Origin of the sequence: Sinomonas atrocyanea (assembly GCF_030812675.1) — a bacterium.
Lineage (GTDB): Bacteria > Actinomycetota > Actinomycetes > Actinomycetales > Micrococcaceae > Sinomonas > Sinomonas atrocyanea_B.
In genome coordinates this window covers 1-16,997 of sequence record NZ_JAUSTE010000019.1, presented here as the reverse complement: position 1 = coordinate 16,997, position 16,997 = coordinate 1, and the positions used below count along the sequence as shown (strand labels likewise).

General features: G+C 69.4%; 15 protein-coding genes and 1 tRNA gene. 5 read left to right on the top strand and 11 right to left on the bottom strand.

The window, feature by feature from the left end; genetic code table 11:
* Positions 1 to 16: 16 nt before the first annotated feature.
* The 5 genes from J2W20_RS18190 to J2W20_RS18170 are packed head-to-tail and all read right to left on the bottom strand — an operon-like array spanning position 17 to position 6,658.
* Positions 17 to 1,531 (bottom strand): xylulokinase, encoded by a 1,515-nt coding sequence (locus J2W20_RS18190; protein ID WP_307008437.1) that lies wholly within the window; start codon positions 1,529 to 1,531, stop codon positions 17 to 19.
* A gap of 4 nt (positions 1,532 to 1,535) precedes the next feature.
* Positions 1,536 to 3,014, bottom strand: coding sequence for an iron-containing alcohol dehydrogenase (locus tag J2W20_RS18185; protein WP_307008436.1), 1,479 nt, complete (start codon positions 3,012 to 3,014; stop codon positions 1,536 to 1,538).
* 30 nt (positions 3,015 to 3,044) lie between these two features.
* On the bottom strand, positions 3,045 to 4,112 hold the full coding sequence (locus J2W20_RS18180; protein WP_307008434.1) for an ABC transporter permease: 1,068 nt from the start codon (positions 4,110 to 4,112) through the stop codon (positions 3,045 to 3,047).
* An 11-nt stretch (positions 4,113 to 4,123) separates the two neighbouring features.
* A complete protein-coding gene (locus J2W20_RS18175; RefSeq protein WP_307008431.1) occupies positions 4,124 to 5,632 on the bottom strand; it encodes a sugar ABC transporter ATP-binding protein in 1,509 nt (502 codons plus the stop codon).
* Between the two features lie 30 nt (positions 5,633 to 5,662).
* Complete coding sequence (locus J2W20_RS18170) at positions 5,663 to 6,658, bottom strand: substrate-binding domain-containing protein (RefSeq protein ID WP_307008429.1); 996 nt, start codon at positions 6,656 to 6,658, stop codon at positions 5,663 to 5,665.
* Between the two features lie 142 nt (positions 6,659 to 6,800).
* Between J2W20_RS18170 and J2W20_RS18165 the strand changes: the two genes are divergently transcribed.
* The gene (locus J2W20_RS18165) at positions 6,801 to 6,992 is read left to right on the top strand and encodes a hypothetical protein (RefSeq protein WP_307008428.1); all 192 of its coding nucleotides are present in this window, start codon (positions 6,801 to 6,803) and stop codon (positions 6,990 to 6,992) included.
* A 508-nt stretch (positions 6,993 to 7,500) separates the two neighbouring features.
* Here the strand turns inward: J2W20_RS18165 and J2W20_RS18160 are convergent.
* From J2W20_RS18160 to J2W20_RS18145, 4 genes are all read right to left on the bottom strand, one after another.
* The gene (locus tag J2W20_RS18160) at positions 7,501 to 8,733 is read right to left on the bottom strand and encodes a tyrosine-type recombinase/integrase (protein WP_307008426.1); all 1,233 of its coding nucleotides are present in this window, start codon (positions 8,731 to 8,733) and stop codon (positions 7,501 to 7,503) included.
* Between the two features lie 44 nt (positions 8,734 to 8,777).
* Positions 8,778 to 9,002, bottom strand: a complete 225-nt coding sequence (locus J2W20_RS18155; RefSeq protein ID WP_307008423.1) for a helix-turn-helix transcriptional regulator — start codon at positions 9,000 to 9,002, stop codon at positions 8,778 to 8,780.
* Between the two features lie 137 nt (positions 9,003 to 9,139).
* Positions 9,140 to 9,216, bottom strand: a tRNA-Thr gene (locus tag J2W20_RS18150).
* Between the two features lie 134 nt (positions 9,217 to 9,350).
* Positions 9,351 to 10,247: a DsbA family protein gene (locus J2W20_RS18145; protein WP_307008421.1), complete on the bottom strand. Its 897-nt coding sequence runs from the start codon at positions 10,245 to 10,247 to the stop codon at positions 9,351 to 9,353.
* Between the two features lie 294 nt (positions 10,248 to 10,541).
* Here J2W20_RS18145 and J2W20_RS18140 point away from each other — a divergent pair, with 294 nt between their 5' ends.
* The 4 genes from J2W20_RS18140 to J2W20_RS18125 all read left to right on the top strand — a co-directional run bounded on the left by J2W20_RS18140 (position 10,542) and on the right by J2W20_RS18125 (position 15,572).
* The gene (locus J2W20_RS18140; RefSeq protein WP_307008471.1) at positions 10,542 to 11,957 is read left to right on the top strand and encodes an alpha,alpha-trehalose-phosphate synthase (UDP-forming); all 1,416 of its coding nucleotides are present in this window, start codon (positions 10,542 to 10,544) and stop codon (positions 11,955 to 11,957) included.
* A complete protein-coding gene (otsB, locus tag J2W20_RS18135; protein WP_307008419.1) occupies positions 11,954 to 12,742 on the top strand; it encodes a trehalose-phosphatase in 789 nt (262 codons plus the stop codon). Before J2W20_RS18140 ends, otsB begins: the two co-directional genes overlap by 4 nt.
* Positions 12,743 to 12,976: 234 nt before the next feature.
* Entirely contained in the window at positions 12,977 to 14,059 is a 1,083-nt protein-coding gene (locus J2W20_RS18130; RefSeq protein ID WP_307008417.1) for an ABC transporter ATP-binding protein, read from the top strand.
* 118 nt (positions 14,060 to 14,177) lie between these two features.
* Complete coding sequence (locus J2W20_RS18125; RefSeq protein WP_307008415.1) at positions 14,178 to 15,572, top strand: DUF4032 domain-containing protein; 1,395 nt, start codon at positions 14,178 to 14,180, stop codon at positions 15,570 to 15,572.
* A gap of 2 nt (positions 15,573 to 15,574) precedes the next feature.
* Here J2W20_RS18125 and J2W20_RS18120 read toward each other — a convergent pair whose 3' ends face one another.
* Together J2W20_RS18120 and J2W20_RS18115 are read right to left on the bottom strand one after the other, a co-directional pair.
* Positions 15,575 to 16,207, bottom strand: coding sequence for a DUF2461 domain-containing protein (locus J2W20_RS18120; protein WP_307008413.1), 633 nt, complete (start codon positions 16,205 to 16,207; stop codon positions 15,575 to 15,577).
* A gap of 40 nt (positions 16,208 to 16,247) precedes the next feature.
* Positions 16,248 to 16,751, bottom strand: a complete 504-nt coding sequence (locus J2W20_RS18115) for an SRPBCC domain-containing protein (RefSeq protein ID WP_307008411.1) — start codon at positions 16,749 to 16,751, stop codon at positions 16,248 to 16,250.
* Positions 16,752 to 16,997 lie beyond the last annotated feature (246 nt).

The following is a 16,997-nucleotide window of genomic DNA, read 5'->3' as shown; positions in this document are numbered from 1 at the left end:
CCGGGAGCCGGCGCCCTCATGGCCGCGCCGCATCTGCCAGGCGGGCGAACAGGGCCCGGTTGGACGGGTAGATGTCCCGGTAGACGTCGTAGAGGCGGTCGTAGACCGTGGACTGCTGCGGCCGCGGCTCATAGGAGACGCCGAGCCCGCTCATGGCCTTGGCCGCCGCCGCGACGGAGTCGTGGAGGCCCACGGCCGAGGCCGCCAGCATCCCCGCGCCCAGGCAGGTGCTCTCCGGCTCCCGGACCACCGAGACGCTGCGCTGCATGACGTCGGCGATGATCTGGCACCACACCGGGCTCCGCGAGCCGCCGCCCAGGGCGATGATCTCGGCGACCGGCTCCGCGAGGGCCTGCTCGGCCCCGGTGGTCAGGAGGCGCTGCTCGAAGGCCAGCCCCTCGAGGAGGGCGCGGTAGACGTGGGCCTTGCCGTGGATGCCGGTCAGGCCGACTAGGACTCCCCGGGCGTGGTGGTCCCAGTAGGGCGTGAGCGCCCCGGTCCAGTACGGGAGCGCCAGCAGGCCCTCGGCACCCGGGGGCAGCTTCGCCGCTGCGGTCTCGAGGATCTGCTCGGGAGTGAGGTCGAGGCCGAGCGCGCCCTGCGTGATCCCGGAGAACTTCTCGACGAACCAGGTCAGGTTGATGGTCCCGCCGCCGATGAAGGTCTCGAGCGTGTACGCGCCCGGCTGGGCCGCCGAGAGTGTCCGGTATTCCTGGGCGTAGGAGTAGTGCTCGGAGAACGTGCCGGAGACGATGCCGCTGCCGAGGTTGAGGTATGCCCGCCCGCCCACGGTGGCCCCGGACCCGAGCTGGGCGCACTGGCCGTCCCCCGCGCCGGCCACGACGACAACGTCGCGGGGAAGACCGAGCTGCCGCGCGGCGTCGTCCGTCAGATGTCCCAGCACGCTCCCGGGGGCGCGCAGCTCGCTGAGCTGGCTACGCTCGAGGCCCACGGCGTCCAGGAGGGACTGATCGTAGTCGAAGGTCGTCATGTCGACGAGGCCGAGCGGGTCGGCGGAGGCCCAGGAGGTGAGCCATTGCCCGGTGAAGCGGTGGACGAGGAAGCCGTGAACGTCGACCACCTTCCCGATCCGGGAGACGGTGTCGGGCTCGTTGGCGGCCAGCCAGTGCAGCTTGTACCAGGCCGGCGTCGGATTGGCCGGCTTTCCGGTGAGCCGGTGGACCTCCTCCGTCCCGTACGCGGAGACCTCCTCGGTGGCCCGGGTGTCCAGCCACAGCATCGCAGGCCTGAGGGGGAGGCCCTCGGCGTCCAGGCAGACGAAGCTCTCGCGCTGGTGGGTGATGCACACGGCGCCGATGCGCGAGACGTCGACGGCCTGGGAGGCCCGCCGGATCGCCTCGACCGAGGCCGCCCACCAGTCCTCCGCGTTCTGCTCGCCCCATCCCGGATGGGGCTGGCTCAGGCCGAAGGCGCAGCGCGCCTGGGCGAGGGAGTCGCCGCGGGAGTTCCACACGACCGCCTTGGCGGCGGTGGTCGAACAGTCGACGCCGATCACGTAGTCCCGCTGCATGGTGTCACTTCCCCCCTGCTTCCGCCTTCGCGCCGGCGCGCACGGCCCGCTCCAGCACCTCGTCCACATCCTGCGGCTCCCACCATCCGAGGAGCGTGAGCAGGTCCACGACCGTGAACCGGTTGCGCATGAGCGCACAGTTCTCGACGGCCCAGCGGCCCAGCTCGGGCTCCACCCCCGGTTCGAGGTCGGAGAGGGCAGCGGGTGCACCGGCTTCGGTGAGTGCCGAGGCGATGGCGTCCGCGGGGCGGACGAGGCCGCGGAGCTCATCCCGGGCCTCGGCCCAGTCGCCCAGCAGAGCCGTGATGCGAGGGAGGTTCCGCTCCACGGCGTCGAGCTTGGCCGAGAAGTCCTTCCAGCATTCCTCGGCGACCTGCAGGCTCGGATCGACCCGTTCGAAGGCGGACAGCACGCGCTCCCGGCTGCGGCCCCGGTCCAGCGCCTTCGTGGCGATCCTCGGCCGGTCCGAGGCACCCCCCAGGCGCTCGAAGAGCATCTCCCAGGCGGTCGCAGCGATGACGGCACCGGCGCCGACCTGGGCGCCGTGGAGGCCGATCGGCAGGCCGTGGCCGCCGCGGTACTGGTCGAGCATGTGGCTGATGAGGTGTTCGACGCCGGAGAGCACGGCCGTGGTCCCCGCCACCCCGGTGACGATCCCGCGCAGGGCGAGCGCGCGCGCCAGGGAGGCCACCGCATCGGAGCGGGCTTCGCGCACTCCGGCGCTCCAGCTCTCGAGGTCCTTGCCGACGGAGGCGAGCAGCGTCACCGCGCTGGGCTTGAACGTCGGGTCGGTCCCCACGAGGGATGCGAGGCGCCAGTCCGCGGGCGCCACGAGCATCGAGGTCATCTCGCCGAAGCCGGCGCGGTTCATGGCCTCCGGTGCGCCGGCGATGGTGAGCGTGTCCGAGACCACCGCGTCCGGCCACGCCGAGGGAACGGTGCGCTTGACGCCGTTGCGGAGGACCACGGAGACGTCGTCCGTGAAGCCATCCACCGAGGCGGCAGTCTGCACCGTAAGCAGGACCGGCCGCTCTCCGGCCTCGCCTGCCCGCTGGACGGCGACCTTGGCGATGTCGCTGATGGTGCCCCCGCCGATGGCCACCACCGCGGCCTTGCCCGCAGCTGCCTGGGCCGCCTCGTCGAGGATCGGGTCCACCACGTGGAGTTCGGGGTGCCCGTCGTCGAGCACCGTGCGGGTGACGTCGAACTGGTCGGCGAGCTGCGCCTCGACGGCGTCCTTGACGTTCTGCTCGCCGCGCAGGATCGGGGTCCTGTCGACCAGGAGCGCCACCCGCGCCCGGGCAGCCCCGTTCCGCGGGGCCGCCGCGGAGGCCAGGAGCTCGCCCAGGGTGGCCGGCACGGCGCTCATCGCGTCAGGGCCGATGATGAGCTGGCCGATGCCGCAGGGGGCGAGCGTCCGCTCCGGATCGGCCGCGCCGAGCATCTCGGCGATCGGTTCGACAATGTACGTCTCAGTGGACATGGAAAATCCTCTTCTGCGCGGGGCCCAGCGTCATGAGCCCTGGCGGCTTCGGCTGGCGCGGTCGGTCAGGACGGCGACGATGATGGCGACCCCGATGACCACGGGCTGGAGGTTCGGGGAGACATTGAGCAGCGACATCCCGTTGTTGAGGACCCCGATGATGAGCAGGCCGATGAACGTGTTCAGCATCCCGCCCGATCCGCCGGAGAGGCTCGCCCCGCCGATCACGACCACCGCGATGACGTTGAGGAGGTCGGCCGTGCCCGCCGTCGGCTGCGCGGAATCGAGGCGGGATCCGACGATCACGCCCGCCACCGCGGCCAGGAGGCCGGCGATCATGTACACGCCGATCTTGATCCTGGTCACGTTCAGGCCGGACAGGCGCGCCACCTCCGCGTTGCCTCCGATGGCGTACAGCGCCCGCCCGGTGGGACGGAAGCGGAGCCAGAAGGCGGCGAGGACGAAGATCGCGACCATGATGAGCCCCTCGAGCGGGATACCGAGGACGGGTGTGCTGGTGAGGGCGAGGTACCAGTCCGGGAAGTCGTTGATGGGGTTGCCGTTGGTGACGTAGAGCGCCAGGCCCGCGCAGGCTGACATGGTGGCGAGCGTCGCGACGAAGGGCTGGATGCGCCCGTAGGTGGAGAGGATCCCGTTGACCAGCCCGACGGCCGCGCCGGTCACGAGCCCGATCACGACGCACAGGCCGAACGGCAGGCCCGCCGAGCGGAACAGCCACGCGCTGACCATCAGGGACAGCGCGAGGTTGGAGCCCACGGAGAGGTCGATCCCGCCGATGAGGATGACCAGCGCGGCCCCCACTGCCATGATGCCGAGGTCGGCGTTCTGGCTGACGATGTTGGAAAGGTTGCGCCACGTGAAGAAGTAGGGCGAGAGGATCGAGAATACGATCATGACGGCGATGAGCCCGAGCAGCGGGCCCGGGAGGGCCCGGAGGGCGCGGACGGCCCCTGAGCGGACGTCGGCGGGAGAAGTCCTGGCGGTGCGCGTCGCGGGCGACGCCGTGTTCTGGACCTGCTGGTCCCCGCGGGATGCCGAGGGCTCCCCGAAGGATGCCTGGTGAGTGGTGGTTCCCATGACTGCTCTCTCTATCGCTGAGGTGTAGCGGCCGAATGAAAGGCCAGGTCGATGACTCGTTGGGGGGTGGCCTCGGCGCGCGGGAGGATGCCCCGCTGGCGGCCGCCGGCCATGACGAGGACCCGGTGGGAGAGTCCCAGGACCTCTTCGAGCTCGGAGGAGACCACGATGACCGCTATCCCCTCGGCTGCGAGGGACCTGATGATCTCGTAGATCGCCATCTTCGCCCCCACGTCGACCCCCCGCGTCGGCTCGTCGACGATGAGGACCTTGGGATCCTTCACCAGCCATTTGCCGATGAGGATCTTCTGCTGGTTCCCTCCCGACATGGACTTCACGGGAAGGGTCATGTTGCCGCGCACATCCAGCCGGCGGCCCTGCGAGGCGGCCACCTCGCGGATGGCCTTCTTCGTGACCAGTCCCCATCGGGTGAGGCGGCGCTCCCACGGGAGCGTCAGGTTCTCCTCAGCGGTCCGGTCGAGGTTGAGCCCCTGGCCCTTGCGGTCCTCGGGCACCATGACGATGCCGGCCCGGATCGCGGACTCGGGGCTCGTGCAGGGCAGCTTGCGCCCCTCGAGGATGACCTCGCCCTCATCGGGGCGGTCCACTCCGGCGATGGCGCGGACCACCTCGGTGCGGCCGGCGCCGACCAGGCCCGCGATGCCCAGGACCTCGCCCTGCCTGAGCTCGAAGTCGATTCCCTCGAAGGCCCCGCGGCGGCCCAGCCCGCGGACCTCGAGGACGGTGTGGTCGCGGCTCGGCTGAGGCGGGATGTGCTCGTACGTGAATTCACGCCCCACCATCGCGTTGATGATGGCTTCCTTGGCGACGTCTCCGGAGGACCAGGACATGACGCGGGAGCCGTCGCGGAGGCAGACGATCTCGTCCGCCACGTCCCGGACTTCGTCGAGCCGGTGCGAGATGTACACGACCCCGGCTCCCCCGGCGCGGAGGGTGCGGATCCTCTCGAGCACGTGCTCGGTCTCCGACTCGCCGAGGGACGCCGAGGGCTCGTCGAACACCACGTACCGCGGCTTTCGGCTGAGGGCCTTGGCGATCTCGATCTCCTGCTGGAGTGCCATCGACAGGCCGCGCACGGGGCGGCGGACATCCACATCGACTGCCAGGGAGTCCATGACCGACTTGGCCTCCTGCCGCATCCGGCCCCAGTCGACGCGTCCGGCACGCTGCGGGACCCTGCCGAGGAAGATGTTCTCGGCCACGGACAGGTCTTGGATCAGCCTCGTCTCCTGATGGATGAGCGCCACGCCCTGCCGCAGCGCCTCCGCTGGGCTCGATGGCGAGTAGTCCGCACCGTCGAGCGTCATGCGCCCTCCGTCCGGCTTGACGACCCCGGTAATCACCGAGCTCAGCGTGGACTTGCCCGCCCCGTTCTCACCGACCAGTCCGACCACCGTCCCCGGAACGACCCGGAAGTCGACCGACTTCAGGACTGTCACTCCGCTGTATGCCTTGACCAGGCCTTCGGCCATCAGGCCGTCAGCGCCTTCTGCGCCCATGATCCCTCCCACCCGTGCGGACCCATCGGGTCACTTGAAGGACTTGGCGTCTGGACCGTAGAAGTCCTCGACCTTGTTCTGGCCCACCGTGGCCTTGTCGATCAGCACCGTGTCCTGGTACTGCTCCTGAGGGATGTCGCCGCCCTTGCCGTTCATGAGGGCAATCGCGTTGTCCACGGCGAGCTTGCCCATCTTGTAGGGCTGCTGGGCCTCCGTGCCCTGGGTGAGGCCGCTGGCCACGGCGTCGAACATCGTGGGGAAGCCGTCGATCCCCACCGAGAAGATCTGCTTCCCGGCCGCCTTGGAGGCCTTCGCCGCGCCGAGGGCCATCGCATCGCTCTCACCGAAGACGGCCTTGACGTTGGGGTGGGCGGTGAGGATATTCTGCGTGGCCTTGTAGGCCTCCGTCTCGTCCCAGTTGGCAGTCTCCTCGGCGACCAGCTTGATCCCGGGGTTCTCCTTGAGCGCGTTCTGGCAGCCCTGAGTGCGCTGGGTCTCCGCGGTGGAGCCCAGCACGCCGTGCAGGATGGCGAGTTCGCCGCTGCCGCCGATCTGCTTGAACATCCAGGTACACATATCGTGGGCGGCCTTGACGCTGTCGGTGGCGATGTAGGTGGCCAGCTTGCCCTGCCCCGACTCTGGCCGCTGGTCCACGGCGACGACGGGCACCTGCGCCTGGTTTGCCGCCCGCACGCCGGCAGCCGCCGCCGTCGAGTCCTGGGATGTAAAGATCAGGGCGCCGATCTGCTTCGTCAGCAGGTCGTTGACCTGCTTGATCTGCGCAGAAGAGTCGTTGTTGGCCGAGGTGACGTTTACGTCGTAGCCCTGCTTCTTGGCCTCGTCCTTGATTCCGGCGACCTCGGCGACATAGAAGAGCGACTTCTGGTCGGCCACGGAGACGCCGATCACCTTCTTGCCCCCGCCAGATCCCGCCGAAGCGTCCTGCCCACACGCAGCCAAGGGAAGCACTGCGATGGCCGCAGCAGCCACAGCGCTGCCGAGCCGGATCGCCTTCCGTGAGGTCATTCTGGTCTCCTTTGTCTCAGATGCACGTGTCATTTGGGTTTTTATGCAGTCTCTAAATTGCTATGCGATGATGGTGCGACGTGGATCACAGCATTGTCAAGAGGGGTCGTCCCCACGCCTGCAGAACGGCCGCCCGAAACGGATGGCAGAGCAGGTCATCGACTCCGCTCAGGCCGCGCTCGAGGTCGTCTTGGTCCTCATCGTCACCGTCCACGGCGCCCGCTTGACCACCGGAACCCCCGAGCGCTCCCCACTGGATGGCTACTTCGCCCTCGCCGGCGCCTGGCTCGCCGCCCGCATCGAGGACGACGCGTCCCTGCTTGGCCTTCGGTGACGGGAGACCCTCCTTCGGGCGACCGTCGTGCCCGAACGCCCCGCCGCCGCATCAGGCGGCCCGGGCCATCGTGCGGTTCACTGCGGCAGCGGTCGTACGGACGAATGGCTCGTGCTTGGAGGCCGGGAGGTGGATGAGCGGCTCCGACGGATCCTCGGGATAGGGGGACCGGTGCCTACGCCAGGTAGTTTGCCTAGGGCGCTCAGCGGTGGCAACACCGCCGTCGATGCGCCCGCCGGCGACGTACAGGTCGATCCCGCCGCTGCAGTACGCGGCCAGGCTGAAGAGGGTGGCCGCCTGAACAGTAACGCCGCCGTGGGTCGGCCCGGCCGCGTGTGGGAAGGGATGCTCCCATGCGGCTACTACACGGTGGGCGCCGCGAATGCCGGCTGTCGAACCGCGCATTCGCGTTGCTTCGGGGCCCGTGCGCACTGTCGCAAAGGCTTACTCCGCGCGACTCTATGGAAGGCTGTTGGTTGAAGTCCGCCCCGGCCAGGCTGCGGCTTGACTAAGACTCCCTCTGCACCGCTGGGGCTAGCCGATTCAGGATATGCGTGTAGTCCGCGACCTCCTTCAGCCTCTGGATATAGGCGGCATGAGTCATCGCGACGTTCGAGTGTCCGAGCATCTCGGCTGCGGCACCGTCGGTCTCCTCGCGAGCGAGGAGCGTTGCGACCGTACGGCGGAAGGCATGGGGCGTGACGACCACGGAGTCGTCCAGCCCCGAGGCCTTCAGGGCGGAGCGGAGGGACCTGCGCACGCTCGAGGCCTGCATGTAGGTGCCGTTCCTGGGCCAGAACACGGCGTCGGCTGAGTTGGAAGCCGGAGAGTCGATGCTCCGCCTCAGGAGCACGTCGACTACGAACCGTGGAACCGGGAGGATGCGTTCACTGCCGGGGTTCTTGGGGTACTCCTGACGGAACTTCGGGCCCTTCCTAGGCTCTACGAGGGTCCCGGTGATTGCGACCTTGCCGACGTCGCCGTCGAGGTCGACATCCTGCCACCTGATGGCGAGAACCTCGCCGATCCGGACTCCGGTGCCGAGGAGCACCTCGACGATGTCCGCGAGCACGCTCGTGGGCCGGGGCCCGGACACGCCCGGTTTGCGTCGCCAAACCGCCACGGCCTCGCGCACCTCCTCAAGGGTGGCTGCCGTCAGTCCCTTCGGGATCTTCTTCGGCCGCACCATCCGGTCCACGTCGTGGACCGGGTTGCTGTCTGTATAGAGGTCGTGCCGGATCGCGTACGAGAGGATCTGGTTGAGCACCGTCTTCGCCAGGCGCGCATTCGTGTAGCCCCTCCCATCCACGACGAGGGAGCGGAGGAACGAGTCGCAGGTCGAGGTCCTGATCTCGTTGACCTTAAGGGCGCCGAGCTTGGGCTCGATGAGCCGACGGACGAGGCCTGCGTACTGGTCCCACGTCTGCCGCCGGATGCCCTCGGTCGGAGGCGAGACTGCGTTCCCGGTGGCGTCCACTACTACCTCGGGCACCTCGACGCTGGCCAACCACCGCTTCGCGACCTCGCTCAGAGTCGGGTTCTCGGCCACCTGCCGCCCATGGTCCTGACGGGTGCGCATCGCCATCAGCAAGGCGTTCTCGGCCTTCGCCTTTGTTGGTCCGAACTTACTGTAGCTGCGGGTCACCCCGTCGTAGTCGCGGAACCGGCAGGTGGCCCGCCACGCCCAAGTGTCCTCGACCCTCTTGGAGTTCTTGTCCTTCTTGTACATCGTGTGCTTCACGCCGATGGTGCCCCATGCGCCGAGCGGCAGGCTTGCGCGAGGCATCATGCCACCTCGGCCGTCGCAGCGACCCAGGCCTCGACTGTGGCCCGGGAGTAGCGGACGTGGCCGTAGATCTTGATTGCGGGGGGCCCGAGTCCGGCCGAACGCCAGTTCCGCAATGTCTTCGGCGCGATCTGCAGCCAGGCGGCTACCTGGTCCGTGGTGAGGTACTGCTCGGGCATGCCCTGGTCCGCGCTCGATTCGAGGCGCCTCGTGCTCTTCTCCATGGCGGTCCCTATGCGGGCCAAGGCGGGACGGGTGTCGCATCTGGGATGGAAACCGTGTTGTTGGTGTGTAGTTGAACATCCGCGAGACAAAGAAGCCCCTCTCGATCAGGCGAAATGCCTGGTCAGAGAGGGGTTCGTGGAGCCCCCTGCCGGATTCGAACCGGCGACCCTCTGTTTACAAGACAGATGCTCTGGCCAACTGAGCTAAGGGGGCGCTGCGCCCACGCGGAGCGCACGCACCAGCCTACCGGCTCCGCCCGGGAGCCAGAAACAGTGGCGGCCCGGTCCCCGCGAGGGGACCGGGCCGCCGTCGTCCGTCAGCCCGAGGGGCCGATGCGGGAGGAAGGATCAGCCCTTCGCTGCGACCGCCGCGTCCAGGAACTGGTCGAACGGGGTGTTGGCGGCGGCGCCCACGCCCCACTGCTTGCCGTCCACGAAGACAGTCGGCGTGCCGCTCACGCCCGAGGAGGCGGCGAGCTGGGTGTCGTACTTGACCTGCGGGCGGTACGTCTTGTCATCCACGGCCTGGTCGATGTTCGCTCCGACGCTCTTCGCGATGTCCTTGAGCTTCTGATCGGTGAGACCGGCACTGCCCTCGCCGGGCTGCTGGGCGTAGAGCGCGTTGACGAAGTCGCCGTACTTGTCCGGGTTGGAGTTGGCCACGGCGGCCGCTGCGGCCGCGGCGCGCGAGGAGTAGTTCGTGGTCGACTGCTGGTCGAGGAAGCCAAGCGGGCGGTACTCGAGGGTGATCTTCCCGTCGTTGCGCTCCTGGGTCAGCTTGGAGCCGTAGGTGTCCTCGAACTGCTTGCAGATCGGGCAGATGAAGTCGATGTACATGACCACCTTGACCGGCTGCCCCTTCGGGGACGCCTCGACCCCGGGGGCGTTGGCGGGCTGGCCCTGCGTGGGCTTCGAGGTGGCTGCGGGGACGTCGGCGACGTTCACCGTCGAGGCCGGCACGGGCGTCACCGCGCTGCCCTTGCCGAGCGTCACGCCCCCGTACTGGTTGGTGTTCGCCGCGCGCGGACCGGTGTCGCCGATCGGCGCGTTCTGCCGCATCGACGTGGTGACCACGAGGGCGACGACGGCGATCACGGCAACGAGCGCCACGACCACGCCCCAGCGGATCAGCAGCTTGTTGCGCCGCTCCCTCTTCTGCTGCGCCTCACGGATCTGGCGGGCCTTCTCACGGGCGGCGGCGGTGCGCTCTGCCTTGGTCTGTCGTGGCTGATTGGCGGGGCTCATCGTTCCTCATGATCGGTTCGCGGCACCTTCCGGCGCGCATGGCGGCGACGGGCTCAGTGTAGTGCAGCGCCACCGCGCCCTCTCGGCCGCGCCGGCGCCGCACCCTGCCCGCGCAGGTCTTCCGTACTGCGCAACGACCTGCGCCGCCGGGCAGTTCCGAGCCCCGGTGTGACGTGCTGCGCACCGCTCCCCGGTAGGCTGGAGGGCAATGAGGAATAGTTGAGGGGGCTGAGCGTGAGCCAGAGCAGTGCCACCAAGACCGCAGGAGAGCCCGCCGGCGAGACCGACGGGGAGCTGTACGACTTCCTGGTGGTCTCCAACCGCCTTCCGGTAGACCGGGTCGAGGAGGGGAACGGCTCCGGCTGGCGGCGCTCCCCCGGAGGGCTCGTGACGGCGCTCGCGCCCGTCATGGAGAAGTCCGACGGCGCGTGGGTGGGCTGGCACGGCGCCCCCGACGAAGTGCTGGAGCCGTTCGAACACGACGGCATCACCATCCTGCCCGTGCCGCTCTCCTCCCAGGAGGTCGAGAACTACTACGAGGGCTTCTCCAACGCGACCCTGTGGCCCCTCTACCACGACGTCATCGCACCCCCGGAGTTCCACCGGGCCTGGTGGGACTCGTACCAGCGCGTGAACCAGCGGTTCGCGGACGCGGCCGCGGAGCGGGCCTCCGAGGGCGCCACAGTATGGGTGCAGGACTACCAGCTCCAACTCGTGCCGGCCATGCTGCGCCGGCTGCGCCCTGATCTGAAGATCGGGTTCTTCAACCACATCCCGTTCCCGCCCCAGGAGATCTTCGCCCAGCTGCCGTGGCGCCGGCAGGTCCTCGAGGGCCTCCTCGGCGCGGACCTGCTCGGCTTCCAGCGTCCCAACGACGCGGCGAACTTCGCGCGGGCCGCCCGCCGCTACGCCCGCGCGGCCGGCAAGGGCTCTCGGCTCGCGGTGACGGATCCCGCGCACGACGGCGAGTGGTCGCCGCGGGAGCGCACGGTGCGGGCCGAGGCGTTCCCCATCTCCATCGACACGGCGCGCATCAGCGAGCTCGCCGAGCGTCCGGAGATCATCGAGCGGGCGCGCCAGATCCGCCACGACCTCGGGGATCCCACCACGATCATGCTGGGCGTGGACCGGCTCGACTACACCAAGGGCATCCGCCACCGCCTCAAGGCATTCGAGGAGCTCCTCGCGGACGGCCGGGCCAAGGTCGGGGACGTGACCCTCATCCAGGTCGCGAGCCCCAGCCGCGAGCGGGTCGAGCAGTACAGGATCCTGCGGGAGGAGATCGAGGGCACTGTCGGCCGCATCAACGGCACCTTCGACACGATGCAGCACACGGCCGTCCGCTACCTGCACCACTCCTACCCGGTCGAGGAGATGGTCGCCCTCTACCTCGCGGCCGACGTCATGCTCGTCACCGCCCTGCGCGACGGCATGAACCTGGTGGCCAAGGAGTACGTCGCCGCCCGCCGCGACGGGACCGGGGCACTCGTGCTCTCCGAGTTCGCCGGCGCCGCCGACCAGCTCAAGCAGGCGCTGCTCGTGAACCCGCATGACATTGCGGGCCTCAAGGACGCCATCACCACGGCCACCAGCCTGCCCCGCGGCGTCGCTGCGCGCCGGATGAAGGCCATGCGCCGCCAGATCGTGGTCCACAACGTGGAGGAATGGTCCGCCTCGTTCCTCACCCGCCTCAAGGAGGTCTGCCCGTGAGCATTGACGGGGAACTGCGCGAAGCACTCGCGCGCCTCGCCACGGTCGACAAGCTCCTCGTCGCCCTGGACTTCGACGGCGTGGTCGCGCCGATCGTCCCGCGGGCCGAGGACGCGCGTCCCCTTCCGGCGACGGGCGACGCCGTCGTACAGCTTGCGGCGCTCCCGCATACGTGGACGGCGTATGTCTCCGGCCGGTCGCTCGCGAGCCTCGTGGCGGTCGCCTCCCCCGACCCCCGGACGCTCCTCGTCGGCAGCCACGGCGCCGAGGTGCGCCTCGGCGGCGAGGAGCAGCCCGTCACCCTCGACCCCGACCAGCGGGACGCGCTGGACATCCTGCACCGCGTCTTCACGGAGATCGCCTCGCAGGCCCCGGGGACGTGGGTCGAGGAGAAGCCCGCGGGGCGCGTGCTGCACACACGCCAGGCCGATCGGGAGGACGCCGCCGCGGCGGTCACCGGGGCCCGGAAGCTGCTCGCGGGCCGCCACGACATCTTCCTCAAGGACGGCAAGGAAGTGCTCGAGGGCTCGGTCGTGCACGCCACGAAGGGCGAGGGCCTCGCCTTCCTGCGGCAGGTCACCGAGGCGGACGCGGTGTTCTTCGCGGGCGACGACGTCACCGACGAGGACGGCTTCCGCTCCCTCGAGACGGGCGACGTCGGGCTCAAGGTCGGCGACGGCGAGACCGCGGCCGGGTTCCGCGTCGAGAGCCCGGAGGATGTGGCCGAGGTCGTGGCCCTCCTCGCGCGGCTGCGCTCGGAGCTCCCCGCCCAGCGCACCCCCTGACGCGCACCGTCCGCATCGTGGACGTTGCGTACGTCACATTATTCAACTCGATGTGATCCATGCCATACTCACTGTGTGAGCGAGGGCGCTGCCCTCGTTCCTGATGCTGTGGCACACTGGCGGCGCCACCTTCGGCGGCCAGTGCACCACACCCCTCGGGGACACAACTGAACAACAAGAACCATTCACTACGGATCGTCCGGCACGTACCTGCCGGTGAAGGGATCGATGACTGTGGCTACAGTTACGTTCGACAATGCGACGCGCCTCTACCCGGGCACCGACAAGCCCGCTGTCGACAAGCTCAACATCGAGATCGCAGACGGCGAGTTCCTCGTCCTGGTCGGCCCGTCCGGCTGCGGCAAGTCGACCTCCCTGCGCATGCTCGCCGGACTCGAGGACGTGAACTCGGGCCGCATCCTCATCGGCGACCGCGACGTCACGGACGTTCCGCCGAAGGACCGTGACATTGCCATGGTCTTCCAGAACTACGCCCTGTACCCGCACATGACGGTCGCGGACAACATGGGCTTCGCGCTCAAGATCGCCGGCGTCTCCAAGGAGGAGCGCGCGCAGCGGGTCCGCGAGGCGGCCAAGCTGCTGGACCTCGAGCAGTACCTGGACCGCAAGCCGAAGGCCCTCTCCGGCGGCCAGCGGCAGCGTGTCGCCATGGGCCGGGCCATCGTCCGCAATCCGCAGGTGTTCCTCATGGACGAGCCGCTCTCCAACCTCGACGCGAAGCTCCGCGTGCAGACCCGCACGCAGATCGCCTCGCTGACCCGCCGCCTCGGCGTCACCACCGTGTACGTGACCCACGATCAGGTCGAGGCCATGACGATGGGCGACCGCGTCGCAGTGCTCAAGGACGGCATCCTCCAGCAGGTCGACACGCCGCGCAACCTCTACGACCGCCCCGCGAACGTCTTCGTGGCCGGCTTCATCGGCTCCCCGGCCATGAACCTGCTCGAGCTACCCGAGGCCGACGGCGGCGTGAAGTTCGGCGGCACCGTCTACCCCGTCTCCCGCGACGTCCTCTCCGAGGCCACCGGCTCCACGGTGACCCTCGGCGTCCGCCCGGAGGACCTCGAGACCGCGCCGCAGGGCGAGGGCCTCGAGGTCGAGGTGGACGTGGTCGAGGAGCTCGGCGCAGACGCGTACATCTACGGCCACACCACCCTCGACGGGCAGAACCACGACATCGTGGCCCGCGTGGACGGCCGCCGGCCGCCGATGAAGGGCGAGAAGATCTGGGTCCGCCCGCAGCAGGGCCACGTCCACCTCTTCGACACCAAGTCCGCGCAGCGCCTCGGCGACTGATCCGGAGGGCGGCTGAGCCGCCCACCACACCACAGCGACGTGCCCGCCGGGACCTCCCGGCGGGCATTCGCGTGAACGGGGCTGCGCGCTCTATGCCATCAGCGGAAGAATGGAAGCCATGACCGACCAGAGCGCCACCTGGCAGGACGAGCCCACGGACTACGAGGAGGTGGGCAAGCTCGCCCGACGGCGGGACCCCGACCCCGAAGCCGCGGCGCTGGGGTCGCTGAACATCACGGCCGCGGTGGCCGACCCTGAGCTGCTCGACCTGCCCTGGCACGTGGCGCTCGAGGACTGGCCGGAACAGTACCTGGCTGCGCTCCCCCGCGGCATCTCCCGGCACATCGTCCGATTCGCCAAGCTTGGCGGCTCGGTGATCGCGGTCAAGGAGACGAGCGAGCACGTGGCCCGCCACGAGTACCATATGCTGCGCAAGCTCCAGCGGCTCGATGTGCCGTGCGTCGAGCCCGTGGCCGTGATCCGCGACCGCCAGACGCCCGATGGGAGGCCGCTGGATCCAGTCCTCGTGACCCGGCACCTCAAGTTCTCCCTCCCCTACCGGGCGCTCTTCTCGCAGAAGCTGCGCAGGGACACGCTCACGCGTCTCATCGACGCCCAGGCGCTCCTCCTTGTCCGGCTCCACCTCGTGGGCTTCTACTGGGGCGACGTCTCGCTCTCCAACACGCTCTTCAGACGGGACGCCGGCGCCTTCGCCGCCTACCTCGTGGACGCGGAGACGGGCGAGCTGTACCCGGACCTCTCCACCGGGCAGCGCGAGTACGACCTGGAGATCGCGCGCGTCAACATCGCGGGCGAGCTTATGGACCTCCTGGACGGCGGCCTCATCGACGAGGAGGTGGATCCGGTGGCCACGAGCGAGCGGATCATGGACTCCTACCGCAACCTGTGGAACGAGCTGACCGAGAAGGAATCGTTCGAGCTCGGAGAGCGGTGGCGCCTCGGAGCCCGCATCCGCCGGCTCAACGAGCTCGGGTTCGATGTGGAGGAGTATGCCATCAAGACCACACCGGACGGCTCCACCATCCACCTCCAGCCGAAGGTGGTCGACGCCGGCCACCACCAGCGGCGGCTCCTGCGGCTCACCGGGATCGACGCCCAGGAGAACCAGGCCCGGCGCCTGCTCAACGACATGGACACGTTCCGCGCCGAGAACTACCCGGGCCAGGACGAGGAGATCAGCGCCCACGCGTGGGTCAGCCAGGTGTTCGAGCCCATCACCAAGGCGATCCCCCGCGAGCTCTCCGGCAAGCTCGAGCCCGCCGAGGTGGTGCACCAGGTCCTCGAGCACCGGTGGTACATGTCCGAGCGGCTCGACCGCTATGTCCCGCTCGCCGAGACGGTGCAGTCCTACATCGACAGCGTCCTGCGGCACCGCCGCGACGAGGCGGCCATCATGCTCAATCCCGACACCCAGCTGCTCAAGGTCATCGAGCAGGAGGAAGCCCGACACCGGGAGGACGAGTACGACGACGAGGACCTGGTCGACGACTGACCTCAGCCGAGGTGGTCGGTGAGCCACTCCACGAGGGGACGCAGGTCCGTCCAGGCGGCGCGGACGTGCTCGAGCGCGTCGGCGGACGCGAGCCATGGGGGCGCGCCGAAGGTCTTCCCCGCGGTGAGGGACTTGTGCCTGAGGAGTTCGGCGCGCGGATGGTCCTTCTCGTAGCCGCGCGGAACGGTCTTGAGCCTCTCGCCTTCGATCGCATACCCGCCGGCGCGCAGCGATTCGACGATCGACTGGAGTGAGGCCCCCTCGTCCGGGGCATCCACGGCCGCGCGCAGGCGCGCCACCCGCGCGGGGCTGGAGGTGTGGCAGCCGGCCCCGGTCGCGAGCCCGTCGGCGTCGAGGTGGACGTAGTAGCCCGTGCCCTCCGCGGTCTGCACGAAGCCGCCCTGGGCTGTCTTGTACGGAGACTTGTCCCGGCTGAAGCGCACGTCCCGGTGCGGCCTGAAGACCTTGCCAGGGCCGAACTCCGCGGAGAGGCCATCCAGCAGGGCAGCCATCGGCTCCCTCACGGCGTGCTCGTACACGTCCTGGTGCTCACTCCACCACTCTTTGGTGTTGTTCTCCTCGAGCTCGGCGTAGAACGCCTGACTCGCTGGCGGAAAGCCCGTGAAGGTACCCATGGCAGGCATCTTCATCGCCAGAGGCCCGGCCGGTCCAGCGTCATTCGCTCTCCACAGCGTCCGCAGGCTGGCCGAAGAAGGCGGCGAAGCGGCCGAGGATCACGGGCCAGTCGCTGTACTTCTCGTACTGCTGTGCCCCCTCCGTGCCGCGGGCCCAGCCGTCGTGGGTGAAGACCACCACCGTCCCGCCGTCGGCGTCGCGGAAGTCCACTCGTACACGGGTGGGGGAGTCGGCGCTCCACGCGAGCGTCCAGGCGACCACGAGCAGCTCGCCCGGGACTTCCTCCGTGACCGTGCCCCACACCTGGAGCTGCCCGTCCGGCCCCTCTTCGCCCACCACCGCATCCTCGATGAAGGGATGCGTCCCCTCGCCGAACCCGGTATAGGACGCCGGCCACCAGAGGTGGAGGTCCCCCACGAAGGCGCTGTAGACGATCTCGCGCGGGGCGGCGAGCAGCAGGCGGAAGACGCGCGACGGCGGCTGCCCGCCATCGCGCTCCGGCTCGCCGGCGGCCTGGGGCGCATGGGAGAAGAGGGAATCCACGTCTTCGATCGTAGGGCCGATCCGCGGCCCGTTCCAGCGACGCTCGGCCGAGGGCGGCTGTGGTGTGCGCGTAGGGCCGAAGGGCGCTGGTGCGCGGGCCGGGGGCCGCGCGGGGGGCGGGGGTCCGGCGTGGGGGGTGTGTGGTGGGGTGGTGTTTAAGTGCGGGAGCCCCCCAACCTGGTGGTTGGGGGGCTCGACCGTGTGGTGTTGTCCGGCGGTGTCCTACTCTCCCACACCCTGGCGGGT